We start from the raw sequence: 14,328 nt of genomic DNA on the forward strand, positions 1-14,328 counted from the left end.
CGGGCGGTGACCGACCCCATTCTTCCTCGGGGGGTTGACTCCGGTCACCCCACCTATATGATTACGACAATTCCTATACGATTCGCTCGAAAGTGAGTGCGCATGTCTCGCATCGTTTCCATTACCACCGAAGACGTCCGGTTCCCCACCTCACTGGAACTGGATGGTTCGGACGCGGTCAACGTCGACCCGGACTACTCAGCCGCCTACGTCACGATCCGCACGGACGCCGACGAGGAGGGGCACGGCTTCGTCTTCACCTGCGGCCGCGGCAACGACGTCATCACCCACGCCATCGACACGTACGCGCAGTTGCTGATCGGCCGGAACGTCGAGGAACTGATCTTCGATCTCGGCGGCGCCTCCAAGCGATTGGTGCACGACTCGCAGCTGCGGTGGCTCGGCCCGGAGAAGGGGGTCAGCCAGATGGCCTGCGGCGCATTGATCAACGCGCTGTGGGACATTCGCGCCCGCCGTGAGGGCAAACCGCTCTGGCTGCTGCTCAGCACGATGGCTCCCGAGGAGATCGTCGACGTCGTCGACTTCACGCACATCCGGAATGCGCTCGATCCCGCGCAGGCACTCGACATCCTCCAACGCGCAAGCGCAGGCAAGAACGACCGCATCGCCGCGCTGCAGGCCGGCGGATACCCCGCCTACACGACCTCCCCCGGATGGCTGGGCTACAGCGACGAGAAGCTGGTCCGTCTGAGCAAAGAGGCCGCGGCCGAGGGCTTCTCGATGATCAAGCTCAAGGTCGGCGGCAGCGTCGAGGACGATCTCCGCCGCCTGGCCCTCGCCCGCGAGGCGGTCGGCGATCTGCCCATCGCGATCGACGCCAACCAGCGATGGGAGGTTGAGGAGGCCATCGAATGGGTCAACCGGCTCGCCCAGTTCGAGCCGTATTGGATCGAGGAACCGACCAGCACCGACGACATCCTCGGCCACGCGGACATCCGCAAGGGCGTCTCACCGACCCGGGTTGCCACCGGCGAAGCCGTCGCAAACCGGATCGTCTTCAAGCAACTGCTGCAGGCCCAGGCGATCGACGTCCTTCAGCTCGATTCGACGCGGGTCGCGGGCGTGAACGAGAACATCGCCACGATGCTGCTGGCCGCCCGCTTCGGGGTGCCGGTGTGCCCGCACGCCGGCGGTGTCGGGCTGTGCGAACTCGTCCAGCACTTCTCGTTCTTCGATTACGCGGCCATCAGCGGCTCACAGGAGGGACGCATGATCGAGTACGTCGACCACCTGCACGAGCACTTCGCCGAACCCGTCCGCATCGTCGGGGGCCGCTACGCCGCACCGACGCGTCCCGGGATCGGAGCGGAAATGTTGCCGGACTCGCGCGCACGCTGGGCGTTCCCCACCGGAGCAGGCTGGCGCGAGGTCAACGGCCGCACCGCAACCACCGACACCGCCGCGGAGGTGGCGTTGTGAGCACGACCGTCGAGGACCTGAATGCGATAGTCGAAGCGGCCCAGGCCGCGTTCGACAAGGCGAGGGCTGCATCACCGGGAACCCGCGCGGCCTGGCTCGAATCCATCGCCGACGCATTGGAAGCGGACGCACCGGGATTGGTGGACATCGCCGTCCGCGAAACCCATTTGGCTGTTCCCCGGCTGCAGGGCGAACTGCGGCGCAGCACCTTCCAGCTGCGGCTGTTCGCCGACGAGATCCGCCGCGGCGAGCACCTCGACGCCACCATCGACCACGCCGACGACGCATGGGGGATGGGACCGCGTCCGGACATCCGCCGCGTCAATGTGCCCTTGGGTGTCGTCGGTGTCTTCGGAGCGTCGAACTTCCCGTTCGCGTTCAGCGTGATCGGCGGTGACAGCGCCTCGGCGCTGGCCGCCGGCTGTGCCGTCGTCCACAAGGCTCACGACGGGCACCTCGAGCTCGCCGCACGCACGGCCGATGTCGTGGTCGCGGCCCTCGACGCGGCCGGAGCGCCCACCGGGCTCTTCGCGCTCGTCACCGGCCGACCGGCGGCGGAGGCGCTGGTGGATCATCGGCTGGTGAAGGCGATCGGATTCACCGGGTCCACCACCGGCGGCCGCGCCCTGTTCGACCGCGCGGCGGCACGCCCCGAACCCATTCCCTTCTACGGCGAACTCGGCGGCATCAACGCAGTCTTCGTCACCGAGAACGCGTGGAACGACCGCCGCGACGACATTCTCGCCGGTTTCGCGCAGTCCTTCACCCTCGGGATGGGACAGTTCTGCACCAAACCCGGACTGTTGTTCCTGCCGGCAGGCCATGCGGAGGAGGTAGCAGCGACTCTTCGGGAACTTCTCGAGGGTTTCGAGCCGAGCAGGCTACTCAGCGAACGGCTGCACGAGGGATATCGCCATGCGGTCGGCCGGCTTCAGGAGAACCCTGCGGTCGACGTCTTGGTGGAAGGAGATTTCGCGCCGACACCATCACCGACCGTGCTGCACACCACCGCAGACGTAGTGCGCAGGAATCCAGAACTCCTGGGGCAGGAGATGTTCGGTCCCGCGAGCATCATCGTCGAATATCGACACGAGTCCGAACTCGTGCCGCTCGCGCAGCTGCTGGAGGGACAGCTCACCACGACAGTGCAAGCCGAACCAGCGGACGACGTCGCCGAGCTGACCGGCCGTCTCGCCGACATCAGCGGACGCGTGCTGTGGAACGGCTGGCCCACCGGGGTGACAGTGACGTACGCCCAACATCACGGGGGGCCCTACCCGGCAACTACCTCGGGGACCACCTCGGTGGGAACTGCCGCCATTCGCCGATTTCTCCGGCCGGTTGCGTACCAGTCCTTCCCACGGTCGCGTCTGCCTGAGCCTTTGCAGGACGCGAACCCTTGGGGGATCGCGCAGAGGGTCGATGGCAGCTGGATCCGGTCAGTCAGGACGGGGAAGTAGCGACGATGGCGATGGAAGACGTGTTGCCTGTTGACGCTGACCGTGCTGTGCTGATCGGCCGCGTATGGGATGTCGAGACCGAAGGGCCCCGTGTCGTCGCTGTACGCGAAGGGGACGTCTTCGACATCCAGGCAGTCGCCGGGACGGTGTCCGACCTACTCGAGTCACCCTCGGCGCTTGCAGACATCGACGAAGCGATGGTCGAGCCGCGTTGGCGGACAGCTGAATTGATCGACGACTCCCTCACCCAGGATACGACCAGGCCCCGGCTACTCGCCCCGGTGGATCTGCAGGTCGTCAAAGCTTGCGGGGTCACCTTCGTGGACAGCATGATCGAGCGGGTCATCGAGGAACGTACCGCCGGAGATCCGCGCCGTGCCGCCGAGGTTCGCGCACTCATCGGCCGAGCCCTCGGAGGCAGCATTGCCACCCTGCGGCCGGGATCTGCCGAAGCCGAGGAAACCAAACGTGTCCTCCTCTCCGAGGGTCTGTGGTCGCAGTATCTGGAAGTGGGCATCGGTCCCGACCCCGAGGTCTTCACGAAAGCACCCGTGCTGGCGTCGGTCGGTCTGGGCACAAAGATCGGAATCCCTTCCTTCTCCTCATGGAACAACCCCGAGCCCGAGCTGGTCTTGGTGGTGAACTCGACCGGCGCCGTCGTCGGAGCCACGCTCGGCAACGACGTCAACCTGCGCGACGTCGAAGGCCGCAGCGCGCTGTTGCTGGGCAAGGCCAAGGACAACAACGCCTCCAGCGCGCTGGGACCGTTCATCCGACTCTTCGACGGCCACTTCACTCTCGAGACGCTCCGCAACGAAACAATCACACTCCGCGTTGACGATGCGCAGGGCCACGTTCTCGACGGACACAACAATGTAGGGCGTATCAGTCGACCATTCGAAGAACTCGTACGAGCCACCTTCGGGACACACCACCAGTATCCGGACGGTTTCGCCCTCTACACCGGCACGTTGTTCGCCCCAACCCAGGACCGGGACGAGGAGGGACAAGGATTCACCCACAAAATGGGCGACATCGTCACCATCCACAGCGATCACCTGGGCACCCTGATCAACGAAGTCGGTGCAACCGAGAACCTCCCCGAATGGTCCTTCGGACTCCGTCAGCTATTCGACTACCTCCACAAGACCACCGCTTCGGTCGTCCTCGCCGCCCGGACTGGGTGACGTCGCCCACCGCAACGCCGTAGACGCAACGGCTGCGGAGTTACAGAATCACCGCCAGATGTTGTACTACCGACTCAGTCGCATCAGAGATCATCGGACCGTCGACGCCTGCGGGTGACGTCTTCCCGGCCCGGGGTGCCTGCCAGAGACCGTCAGCCGCCCTGCGGCCGGGCGGGTTGTGCGCCCACCAGCGGCGGCGTCCGCCTTCACCGATCCAGGCCTGAGGTCGCCACCGTACCGGCGCTCGGACTCCGTGGTGCCACCCCAGATCCCGAACGGCTCGCGCACTGTCTGCGCGTGAGTGCGGCATTCTTCGAGGACCGGGCAGGTCTGGCAGATGAGGAATGATCGAAACCTGTGGATCCCGGGAGGACGCACCTTCCCGGATGATGATCTGTACGCGAACAGGATTCTGATCAAGACCAGCGCGCCAACGCTGGCGGGAAGGTACGCCCGTGCTCACGATAGTGGACCACGACGACGACTCCAACGAGACCCACGATGCAGCGCGTGTGGGCGGGTCGTTGCTCGACGAGATCGTCCGCGACGGCGCCCGGCAGATGCTCGCCGCGGCGTTGCAGGCTGAGGTCGCCGACTACATCGCCCGGCATGCCGGTGAGATCGACGACAACGGTCACCGACTGGTGGTTCGCAATGGCTACCACGCCGACCGGGAGGTGGTCACCGCCGCCGGCGCGGTGGCGGTGAAGGCGCCGCGGGTCAATGACAAGCGCATCGACCCCGATACCGGTGAACGCAAGCGGTTCTCCTCGGCGATCCTGCCGGCATGGGCCCGTAAATCCGCGCAGGTGTCCGAGGTACTGCCGCTGCTCTACCTGCACGGGCTGTCGACCAGCGACTTCGGGCCCGCCCTCGAACAGTTCCTCGGCACCGGTGCCGGCCTGTCGGCCAGCTCGATCACCCGGCTCACCGCTCAGTGGCAGGACGAGGCGAACGCCTTCGCCCGGCGGGATCTCTCGCAGGCGGATTACGTCTACCTCTGGGTCGATGGTATCCACCTGAAAGTGCGGCTCGAGCAGGAGAAACTTTGCCTGTTGGTGATGATCGGGGTCCGCGCCGACGGCCGCAAGGAGCTCGTCGCCCTCTCCGACGGGTATCGGGAGTCGACCGAGTCGTGGGCGGACCTGCTGCGGGACTGCCGGCGGCGCGGGATGCGGGCCCCGGTGCTGGCGGTCGGGGACGGTGCCTTGGGGTTCTGGCGGGCCCTGCGCGAGGTGTTCCCGGAAACCCGGGAGCAGCGCTGCTGGTTTCACAAACAGGCAAATGTACTTGCTGCGCTACCGAAGTCGGCTCATCCCGGTGCGTTGGCGGCGATGAAGGAAATCTACCTCGCCGAGGACATCGACAAGGCCCACGTGGCGATCAAGGCCTTCGAACTCGACTACGGCGCGAAGTACCCGAAGGCGGTGAAGAAGATCACCGACGACGCCGACGTGCTGCTCGAGTTCTTCCGGTATCCGGCCGAGCACTGGATACATCTACGCACCACCAATCCCATCGAATCAACCTTTGCGACAGTGCGATTGAGAACCAAGGTGACCAAGGGGCCGGGTTCGCGGGCCGCGGGGATGGCGATGGCCTACAAGCTGATCGAGGCCGCCCAGACCCGGTGGCGGGTCGTGAACGCACCGCACCTGGTGGCGCTGGTGCGGGCCGGTGCGCTGTTCCACAAGGGCAAGCTCCTCGAACGGCCCGTCGAGATCACCCCGGAACCGTCACCGGACACGCCGGTATCCGAGGTCGCCTGACACACCCCGATCCACAGGATTTGACGATTCCTCCTGGCAGATACGGGTAGCGAAGTCTTCCCGGTATCTGCGGGCCTGCCGCGTCTCGCCCTCAGGGGAGAAGAACAGATCGGTTCCCATGCTCCGGCACGTGGCGTTCATCTGCCAATCCCACAGATCGGTCGACGGCGCGTAGAGGTGTGTGGTCAGAGCGGTGGTCTTCATGACTACTCCGATTGTGTCCAGATGGTGTGAGCGGCAGCAATGTCGACGGATGGTCTTCGGCCCCCTCTTGGTGGACTACGCCGGGCATACGGCTGCGGCGCCCGCCCCACGGAGAGAACAGGGCGGGCGCCGCAGGACGATCGACGCCGGGCAGGACGGGCCACAGTGTGAATTATCGACCGTGGTTGTGCATGACGTGCTTGGTTCGCGAGTAGTCGTCGAGTGCATAGATCGACAGGTCGCGTCCGTAACCGGATCCCTTGAACCCACCCCACGGAACTTCGTTGGCCAGCACGAGATGGGAGTTGACCCACACCGTTCCGGCGTCGATCCGCGCGGCGACTTCGTGGCTGCGCCTGGCGTTCTCGGTCCAGACCGATGCCGAGAGGCCGAACGGGACGTCGTTCGCGCGGCGGATCGCCTCGTCCTCGTCGGTGAACGTCTCGACGGTGACCACCGGCCCGAAGATCTCCTCGCGAGCGCATTCGGCGCCATCGGGGACGTTGACGAGCACGGTCGGTGCGACGAAGTACCCGGGTCCGTCCAGTGCAGCTCCACCGATTGCGGCGGTGATTCCCTGCTGCGCAGCACGTTCCAGATATGCGGTGACCCGCTCGAAGTGCGCCTTCGATACCAGGGGCCCGATTTCCACGTTGTCGCCTGCTCCTGGCTCGCCGACCACGAACGTGCTCACCTGTTCGACCAGCTTCCGGGTGAACTCCTCGGCGACCGACTCGTGTACGAGGATCCGGCATGCTGCGCCACATTCCTGGCCCGAGTTCCAGTAGCTCGCCGCACGCAGCGAAACCGCGGCGTCGTCGAGATCGGCGTCGGCGAAGATCACCACGGGTGCTTTGCCGCCCAGTTCGAGATGGACGCGCTTGAGCGTGTCTGCGGCCCCGCGTGCGACGGCTTTGCCGCTGCCGACGGATCCGGTCAGGGCGATCATGTCGACGTCGGGATGCTCGGTCAGCCGCGCTCCCACGGTCGGTCCGAGTCCGGACACCACATTGAACACGCCCGCGGGAAGCAGGTCGCCGACGAGCTCGGCGAATTTGAGTGTCGTCAAGGGGGTCTGCTCGGACGGTTTGATCACCACCGTGTTTCCGGCCGCGAGGATCGGAGCGATCTTCCACGCCGCCATCAGCAGTGGATAGTTCCACGGGGTAACGACGCCGACCACACCGATCGGTTCACGCAGGATGACCGACAGGTGGTTTTCGGCGTAGTCTCCGGCAGCCATCGACGTGGTCGCACGCAGTGCGCCTGCCATGAACCGGAAGGTGTCGACGGTGCCTGCGACGTCGTCGTTCGATATTTCGAAAGGTTTCCCGGTGTTGGCGGATTCGAGCCGCGCAAGCACCTCGGCGTTCTGCTCGATTCTGTCCGCGATGCGGTGAAGCAGAAGGGAGCGTTCCTTGGGAACGAGTCTGGCCCAGTCGTTCTTGGCTGCGACCGCGACTGCGACTGCTCGGTCGACGTCGGCCGCGGTCCCTTGGGGTACCGCGGCGATGACCTGTTCGGTACTCGGGTCGACGATGTCGGTGCGGGCACCGAAGTTGTCGACGGCGTCGAACGCTCCTGCGATGTAGTGCTGGGTCGGGGGCAGGTCGTCCCGGACGTTCAGGGAACCACCGGGTGCTCGGCTGACGGCGACATGTCCGGTGAGGGTGGTGTTGGGCATCTGGATGATCCTCCAAAATCGACTGGGTAGTAGCGGGGCGGCGCGAGAAGCGCCGGCCCGCACCGGGGTTGCGCTGGGTAGTCAGCTTTCGCGTGACGGACAGTTGCGGAACCGCCTCAACGAGAGACGCTGTGTCCGGTGACGGTGTTCGATTCCCAGAACTCGGCTCCGTCGATGCCGAGCGCTGTGGGATCGAAGGTGGGGTCGAGTCCACGCTTCTTCTGTTGTTCGTAATCGCGGTAGACCCGGTAGACGAGCGGGAAGAGCAATACCAGGCACGTGAGGTTGACCCAGGCGATGAGCCCGAGCCCGATATCGCCGATCGCCCAGACAAGTCCTGCGTTCACGACGGAGCCTACGAACACGATCGCGAGCGTGCCGAGTTTGAGGACCAGCTTGGATACCGGCCCCTTCCGCCCGTTCAGCAGGAACAACAGGTTCGAGTTGGCCACGTAGAAGTACACGATGAGGCAGGTGAAACCGAACAGGAACACGGCTACCGCGATGAACGCTGCGCCCCACCCGGGCACCAAGGTGTCGATGGCCTTCTGGACCCAGTTCGGACCGGCCTCCACCCCCGGAAGATTCTGGACGAGGTAACCGCCCGAACCATCGGAGACGTTGTACTGCCCGGACACCACCATCATCAGCCCTGTTGCCATGCAGATCAGCAGCACGTCGATGTAGATGCTGAACGTCTGGACGAGACCCTGCTTGCCGGGGTGAGACGTCCGTGCCGCCGCCGCGGCGAACGTCGCCTCACCGATTCCGTTCGCCGATGCGAAGACTGCCCGGCGCACGCCCCATGCAACTGCAGCGCCCGCGATGCCGCCCAGCACGGGGTCGATACCGAACGCCGAGTTCACGATGAGCGTGATCGTCTCCGGCACGTTTTCGATGTTCGCGGCGATCACCGCCAACGCCAACGTCAGGTATCCGATTGCGAGAATCGGTACGAGAGTCTGTGTGACCTTGACGATGCGTGTGGTGCCTCCGAAGATCACCAGAGCGATCAGCACGGTGATGAGCACTGCCGGCACCCACGTCGGTGTTCCGAATGCCAGCTCCGCGCTCGAGGCAATGGTGCTGACCTGGAATCCGGGGAACATGAAGCCGTAGCCGACCAGGCCGAGGAACGCGACGAGGCCCGCGACCTTGGGAAGCTTCAGTCCGTACTTGATGTAGTACGGCATGCCGCCGATGTCCTCGTTGGCCTTCTTCCGGTCCTCGTCCTCGACCTGACGTTTGAACACCTGCGCAAGGGTTGCCTCGGCGTACCCGACGGTGCAGCCGACCAGACCTGTCACGGCCATCCACAGCAGGGCACCCGGTCCACCACCGCCGACTGCTGTTGCGACACCGGCGATGCTCCCGACACCCACACGGCTGGCGAGCGCGAGGACAAGCGCCTGGAAGGAGGACAGTCCGCCTTCGCCTTCGCTGGTTTCCCTCAGCTGCCGGATCATGTCCGGGATGCGTCGGAACTGAATGCCTCTGGTGGCGACGGTGTACGCCACCCCGAGGCCGAGGACCACGTAGGCCATCGGTCCCCAGATGGCGTCCGCCACAGTCGTGAGCATCTCGGCCCAGTCCAGGCCTGCCATGATTTACGCAGTCCCCTCTGCGAGCCCCTTCAGTGCCTGTCCGATCTTCTCGACCTGCTCTGCGGGGAGTTCTGCGGTGGGCCGGCGGGGCGCTCCTACCGGTTCTCCCTGCAGAGCGAGACCAGCCTTGACGGCGGAGATGAAGGGAACGGAGATCATCGCGTCGATCACCGGGTACAGGTCGCGCCACTTGGCGAGCGCCCCGTGCAGGTCGCCCTCGCCGATGAGCCGGTTCACTGCGACGATCTCGTCCGGAACGACATTTGCGGCACCCGCCATGACCCCGGCAGCGCCCTCGACCAGGGCGCTGTAGATGTAGGAGTCCCAGCCGATGAAGGTGCCGATCACGTCGCTGTGGTGGTGGATCAGCTGCAGTGCCTGTTCCCAGTTCGCGCTCGAGTCCTTGATGTACCGAATGTTGTCGACCTCTTCGGCGAGGGAGCGAACGGTGCCGGGATCGAGGTTCACACCCGTGACCGCGGGGATGTTGTACAGCATGACCGGCAGCTCCACGGCGGACGCGACGTCCTTGATGTACGCCACCGTCTCTTCGGTCGAGAGCGGCTCGTAGAACGGTGTGATCAGCATGAGCACGTCGGCGCCCGACTTTTCGGCGGCGCGAGAGAGCCGGATGGCCTCTGCGGTCGTCGTGGCACCGGTCTGGGCGATGACGGGTACTCGGCCGTCGGTGTGCTCGATGACCGTGTCGACGAGACGCCGGCGCTCGTCCGACGACAGCGCCCCGACCTCACCGGTCGATCCTGCCGCGACGACTCCGTCGACGCCTGCCTTGATCGAGCGGTCCACCACGAGCTTCAGCTTGTCCGTGTCGATGAGCTCGTCGGCGTCGAACGGGGTGGTCAATGCTGTGAGGACACCGCTGAGTTGCTTGGACATGAAATGACTCCTAGATCGTTGACAAGTGTTCTGGTGGTGGGAATGTCAGGCGCTGGCGGGGTGCACGGTGAGCAGCTCGGGTTGACGGGTCTGACGGTGGGTGGCAAGCACGCTGACGACCTCTTGAGCGGCGGAGAACCCTGAGGTGACCGAGGTTTCCGTGTAGAGCGTTCCGAGATAGTCGCCGGCCAGGAAGACTCGGCCGGCTCCGCGTGTCAGCGTGGGCTGAAGCTTTGCGCGACCGGGGAAGCTGTACGGTGACGCGTTCTTCCACCGTGCGGCCTTGGCTTCCACGACGGTGTCGGAGAACCCGGGCCCGAGGATCTGCTCGAGGTCGGCGAGGTGAGTGTTCACCACTTCGTCGTCGCTCTTGTCGAGCAGTGCGCTGCCCAGCGCCGCAGGCGAGAACGTCATGAAGCTGCCGCCGGGCTGCCGGACGGACTCGGTGCCGCGCACGATACTTGCCTGGTTGAGCGCGATGGCGAACGAACGCTTGGGGGCGGCGATGGCATAGATGTCGTCCCACGGACGCTTCGTCGTTTCGTCGGTGAGAAACGCCGAGCTGACGTGGGGGCCGTACTTGATCTGAGCGAGCGCGTCGCGCAGCTCCTGCGGCAGATCGACACCGACCCGGTGGGACACGTCCGCGGTCGTGGCCAGCACGACCGTTCGCGCCTCGACTTCGTGGTCGCGTCTGTTCTGGCGGTAACGAACGATCACCGAGTCCTTCTTGTGCACGACCTCCTGCACCGCGGCACCCAACTGGACGCGCTCGCCCAGCGACGCGGCGAGGGCTTCGGTGAGGGTGGACGGCCCGCCGACGATGCCGCGGCTGAGGCCCTGTCCGAAGCCGAGCACCAGGCTGAAGTATCCGATGCCTGCGCCCGCCGAGATCTGGTCCATGTTTCCAGCGGACCGGGTGACGGTGGTCTTGAACAGCGCGGCCGCGTCCTCCGGCAGGTCCCCGACGAAGTCGAGGAAGGATTCGTCGTTCGCGAAGTCGTAGATCCGCTGCTGGCGCATCGCTCCGGACTCACCGGCGCGCTTGCGTACCACTCCGGTGTACTTTCCGACGCCCGCAACGATCTTCATGCCGGCGCGCATGGTCGCCACCCGAGCCGACAGCGACATCGGGATCCGGAACGGATAGGTGGCGATGTGTCCCTTGCGAAGGAACTTCCCGTTCATCGAGAGGGCCTGCAGCGACCCGGGGATGTCGACCGACATCACCCCGGCCTCGTTGAGCAGGGCTTCGGTGGACGATCCACCGCCGGCGAAAACGTGGCCACCCCAGTTCAGCCAATACGACCCGCGACGTTCGGAACGGATACGTCCACCGACGCGCTCATCGGACTCCAAGACAAGTGTGTCCCAGTGACGCAACCGCCAGCCCGCCGACAGACCGGCCAGGCCGGCACCGACTACAACTACATCTCGCACTTCGATATCTCCTTCACTGGGGCCATGTCTCGCGCCGGGAGTGGTGGCGGTTCGTGGCAAGTTCGTGATTCGGGACGCGCACTCCTGCCGTGCAGTGGTTGCGTGGGAAACACGCAGTCCGGACGCGTCGTTGTCAGGGATAAAACAGTGATGCCGGTCATACCCGCTCCAATGAGGATAAAGTGTGATCACAGATCACACAAGCGCTGATGTGATCGGAGGCGCATCTTGTTCGGGAGCCCGACAGCAGTGGTCGGGGGCTACGTCGAGATCAGGGCGAAGGGCGAGAGCCATATGACTGGGATGGAACCGGCTACTCGTGAGGGCGACCGCGCTGCGATCCGTTCCACCCAGCATTCGGGAGAGCCCTGCTCAGGCCCCGCTAGGATCGCAGCCGTGACCGTTCCGCAGAAAGTCGAGCCGACTCTCCTGACGGATCAGGTGTACGCGATGATCCATCAATCGATCATGAATGGCGATATGCCTGCCGGGACGAGATTGCGCATCCGCGACCTCGCGGCCCAGGTCGGCACGAGTGTCATGCCGGTTCGAGAGGCCATCCGCCGGCTCGAGGAGGCAGGTCTCGCGGAGCGGGTCCCGCACCGGGGTGCTGTCGTGAAGGGACTGAGCTTCGCAGAGCTGGTCCATGTCTACGACGTCCGACTGTTGTTGGAGGTCGAGGCTGCCCGACTCGGGGCCACTCGAATCACCCGCGCCGACGCCGAGCGAATGAAAACCGAATTCGAGGCGATGAGGGTCGCGATCGTCGAGGGCCGCGTCGTCGAATTGTTGGAACACGACGAGGAACTGCTGTCGATTCTCTATCGTGCGAGTGATAACCCGGTGCTCGTCAACACGATTCGCAATCTGTGGCACCACTGCAGGGCATACAAGATCGTCGGTGCCCGGGGCACCCTGGACTCAGGGAACGTCGAGTCGTTGTCGGTCTTCCAAGAGCGCTTGGTCGAGGCTGCGCTTCGAGGGGACGACGTCGCGGCTGCGAGCGTCAACCACGATTCGCTCGTCAATGCGACGGATCGAATCCGGGCTCTCCTCGAAGCGCAGCACCGAGAGCAGGCGTAGAGGTTACGACTGGGACGCTCGTGCGGGCGATACCGGTGAGCTGGTGATCCCGAGCGAGGCGCTCTCGGTCAAGGACAGTCCTCGGGTCTCCGGTGCCCAGAAGTGGGACAGAACCGCTCCGAGCAAGGTGATCACGGCTGCGATGAGCATGGTCGCGCCGATGCCCAGGCCGCTGAGGGACAGTGGTACGAGGAATGTTCCGACAGCTGCACCGATGCGGCTCAGAGATGAGGCCATGCCTACCGCGGTGCCACGGATCTCGGTGGGGAAGAGCTCGTTCGGGTAGACCCACTGCAGGATCTGCGTGCCGCCGATCAGTACGGCGTATGCGGCGAAGAGAACCATGATGATCGTGGTAGGTGCCTCGGGGAACGCTCCCATCAGCAGTAGTGCCAGACCGGCCCACAGGAAGCTGTGAATGAGGAGGGGACGGCGTCCCATGCGGTTGACGAGGAACAGGGCGATGATGCATCCGACCAGGAACAGGATCGTGATGACGGCGGAACCGATATGCGCCGCGTCCTCTTCCAGTTCGAGAGCGCCGAGAATGGCAGGTGCAAAAGCGTAGACGGCAAACAGGGGGACGATCGAGCAGGTCCAGAACAGCGTGATGAACGCCATCCGCTTTCCGTATCCGGAACGGACGAGCTCCTTGACGCTGACGCTGTTCTCATCCTCCGCGGGGAGGTCGGCGACGGAGACGCCGGGGCCGAACACCTTGCGCAGCACCTTGTTGGCTTCGTCGATCCTGCCCTTGCTTACCAACCAACGCGGTGACTCGGGAGTACCTACGCGGGCCACGACGATCAGCACTGCTGGCACCGTGGCGCTGGCAAGCATCCAGCGCCAGGCGTTGTCGTTTCCTGTTTCGGCAAGTATCTGGCCCACTACGTACGCTGCTGCAGCGCCGACGAACCACATGGCGACGAATGCGCCGAGGAACGGGCCGCGGTACTTGCGAGGGGTGAACTCCGTCAGCAGCGACGTGGCGATCGGGTAGTCCGCGCCGACGGCCATGCCGATGAGAAGGCGAAGCACGATCAGCCAGATCACGTCCTGGACGAAGAACTGTGCGACCGAAAACGCGGCGATCGCGATCAAATCGACGGTGAACAAGACTTCTCGCCCGAAACGGTCGGTCAACCAACCGCCGGCGAATGCACCGAGGAGAATACCGATCAGCGACGATGCGCCGACCAGTCCCTGCTCCACGGCTGACAGGCCCCACTGATCCGCGATCTGGATCATCGCGACACCGATGATGGACAAGACGAATCCGTCCAGGAACGGTCCTCCCGACGAGAACACGGCAAGCTTCTTGTGAAACCTGGACAGTGGCGCGTCGTCCAGTGGATTGGTGGCCATATCGAGCTCCTCGTTGACGTTTCTAGTCGGTCCTGGCTTGACGTGAGACCCCTGTAGGACAGCTGTGTTCGGGGTGTTCGGTGTGAGAAGAGATGAGTCGAGCCTCGAACGCGGCGGTCCTGCGCTGGCGGCGTCTGCACCGCGAGACGCGATGAGGATCGAACTCCCTCCAAGCCTGCGATCGTGGTTCGGAAT

General features: G+C 64.8%; 12 protein-coding genes. 5 read left to right on the plus strand and 7 right to left on the minus strand.

The window, feature by feature from the left end; translation table 11 throughout:
* Positions 1-102: 102 nt before the first annotated feature.
* The 3 genes from ACFWAY_RS07315 to ACFWAY_RS07325 are packed head-to-tail and all read left to right on the plus strand — an operon-like array spanning position 103 to position 4,087.
* Positions 103-1,440, plus strand: a complete 1,338-nt coding sequence (locus ACFWAY_RS07315) for an enolase C-terminal domain-like protein (RefSeq protein WP_378510303.1) — start codon at positions 103-105, stop codon at positions 1,438-1,440.
* Positions 1,437-2,900: an aldehyde dehydrogenase (NADP(+)) gene (locus ACFWAY_RS07320; protein ID WP_378510304.1), complete on the plus strand. Its 1,464-nt coding sequence runs from the start codon at positions 1,437-1,439 to the stop codon at positions 2,898-2,900. Before ACFWAY_RS07315 ends, ACFWAY_RS07320 begins: the two co-directional genes overlap by 4 nt.
* Before the next feature lie 5 nt (positions 2,901-2,905).
* Entirely contained in the window at positions 2,906-4,087 is a 1,182-nt protein-coding gene (locus ACFWAY_RS07325) for a fumarylacetoacetate hydrolase family protein (protein ID WP_378510305.1), read from the plus strand.
* 90 nt (positions 4,088-4,177) lie between these two features.
* Here ACFWAY_RS07325 and ACFWAY_RS07330 read toward each other — a convergent pair whose 3' ends face one another.
* A complete protein-coding gene (locus tag ACFWAY_RS07330; protein ID WP_378510306.1) occupies positions 4,178-4,465 on the minus strand; it encodes a WhiB family transcriptional regulator in 288 nt (95 codons plus the stop codon).
* A 77-nt stretch (positions 4,466-4,542) separates the two neighbouring features.
* On the opposite strand from ACFWAY_RS07330, the gene ACFWAY_RS07335 reads away from it, so the two are divergent.
* Positions 4,543-5,856 (plus strand): IS256 family transposase, encoded by a 1,314-nt coding sequence (locus ACFWAY_RS07335; protein WP_378510307.1) that lies wholly within the window; start codon positions 4,543-4,545, stop codon positions 5,854-5,856.
* Here the strand turns inward: ACFWAY_RS07335 and ACFWAY_RS07340 are convergent.
* From ACFWAY_RS07340 to ACFWAY_RS07360, 5 genes are all read right to left on the minus strand, one after another.
* A complete protein-coding gene (locus ACFWAY_RS07340) occupies positions 5,824-6,060 on the minus strand; it encodes a hypothetical protein (protein ID WP_378510308.1) in 237 nt (78 codons plus the stop codon). The genes ACFWAY_RS07335 and ACFWAY_RS07340 overlap by 33 nt on opposite strands.
* 172 nt (positions 6,061-6,232) lie before the next feature.
* Entirely contained in the window at positions 6,233-7,744 is a 1,512-nt protein-coding gene (locus ACFWAY_RS07345; RefSeq protein WP_378510309.1) for a gamma-aminobutyraldehyde dehydrogenase, read from the minus strand.
* A 116-nt stretch (positions 7,745-7,860) separates the two neighbouring features.
* Positions 7,861-9,348: an alanine/glycine:cation symporter family protein gene (locus ACFWAY_RS07350; protein ID WP_378510310.1), complete on the minus strand. Its 1,488-nt coding sequence runs from the start codon at positions 9,346-9,348 to the stop codon at positions 7,861-7,863.
* Between the two features lie 3 nt (positions 9,349-9,351).
* On the minus strand, positions 9,352-10,245 hold the full coding sequence (locus tag ACFWAY_RS07355; protein ID WP_378510311.1) for a dihydrodipicolinate synthase family protein: 894 nt from the start codon (positions 10,243-10,245) through the stop codon (positions 9,352-9,354).
* Between the two features lie 45 nt (positions 10,246-10,290).
* Positions 10,291-11,685: a protoporphyrinogen/coproporphyrinogen oxidase gene (locus tag ACFWAY_RS07360; protein ID WP_378510312.1), complete on the minus strand. Its 1,395-nt coding sequence runs from the start codon at positions 11,683-11,685 to the stop codon at positions 10,291-10,293.
* Between the two features lie 294 nt (positions 11,686-11,979).
* Here ACFWAY_RS07360 and ACFWAY_RS07365 point away from each other — a divergent pair, with 294 nt between their 5' ends.
* A complete protein-coding gene (locus ACFWAY_RS07365; protein WP_378510313.1) occupies positions 11,980-12,768 on the plus strand; it encodes a GntR family transcriptional regulator in 789 nt (262 codons plus the stop codon).
* Between the two features lie 3 nt (positions 12,769-12,771).
* On the opposite strand, the gene ACFWAY_RS07370 is transcribed toward ACFWAY_RS07365, so the two are convergent.
* On the minus strand, positions 12,772-14,133 hold the full coding sequence (locus ACFWAY_RS07370) for an MFS transporter (RefSeq protein WP_378510314.1): 1,362 nt from the start codon (positions 14,131-14,133) through the stop codon (positions 12,772-12,774).
* Positions 14,134-14,328: the final 195 nt, after the last annotated feature.

The sequence above is a fragment of the Rhodococcus sp. NPDC059968 genome (assembly GCF_042738615.1).
In the GTDB taxonomy this organism is placed as follows: Bacteria; Actinomycetota; Actinomycetes; order Mycobacteriales; family Mycobacteriaceae; genus Rhodococcus_F.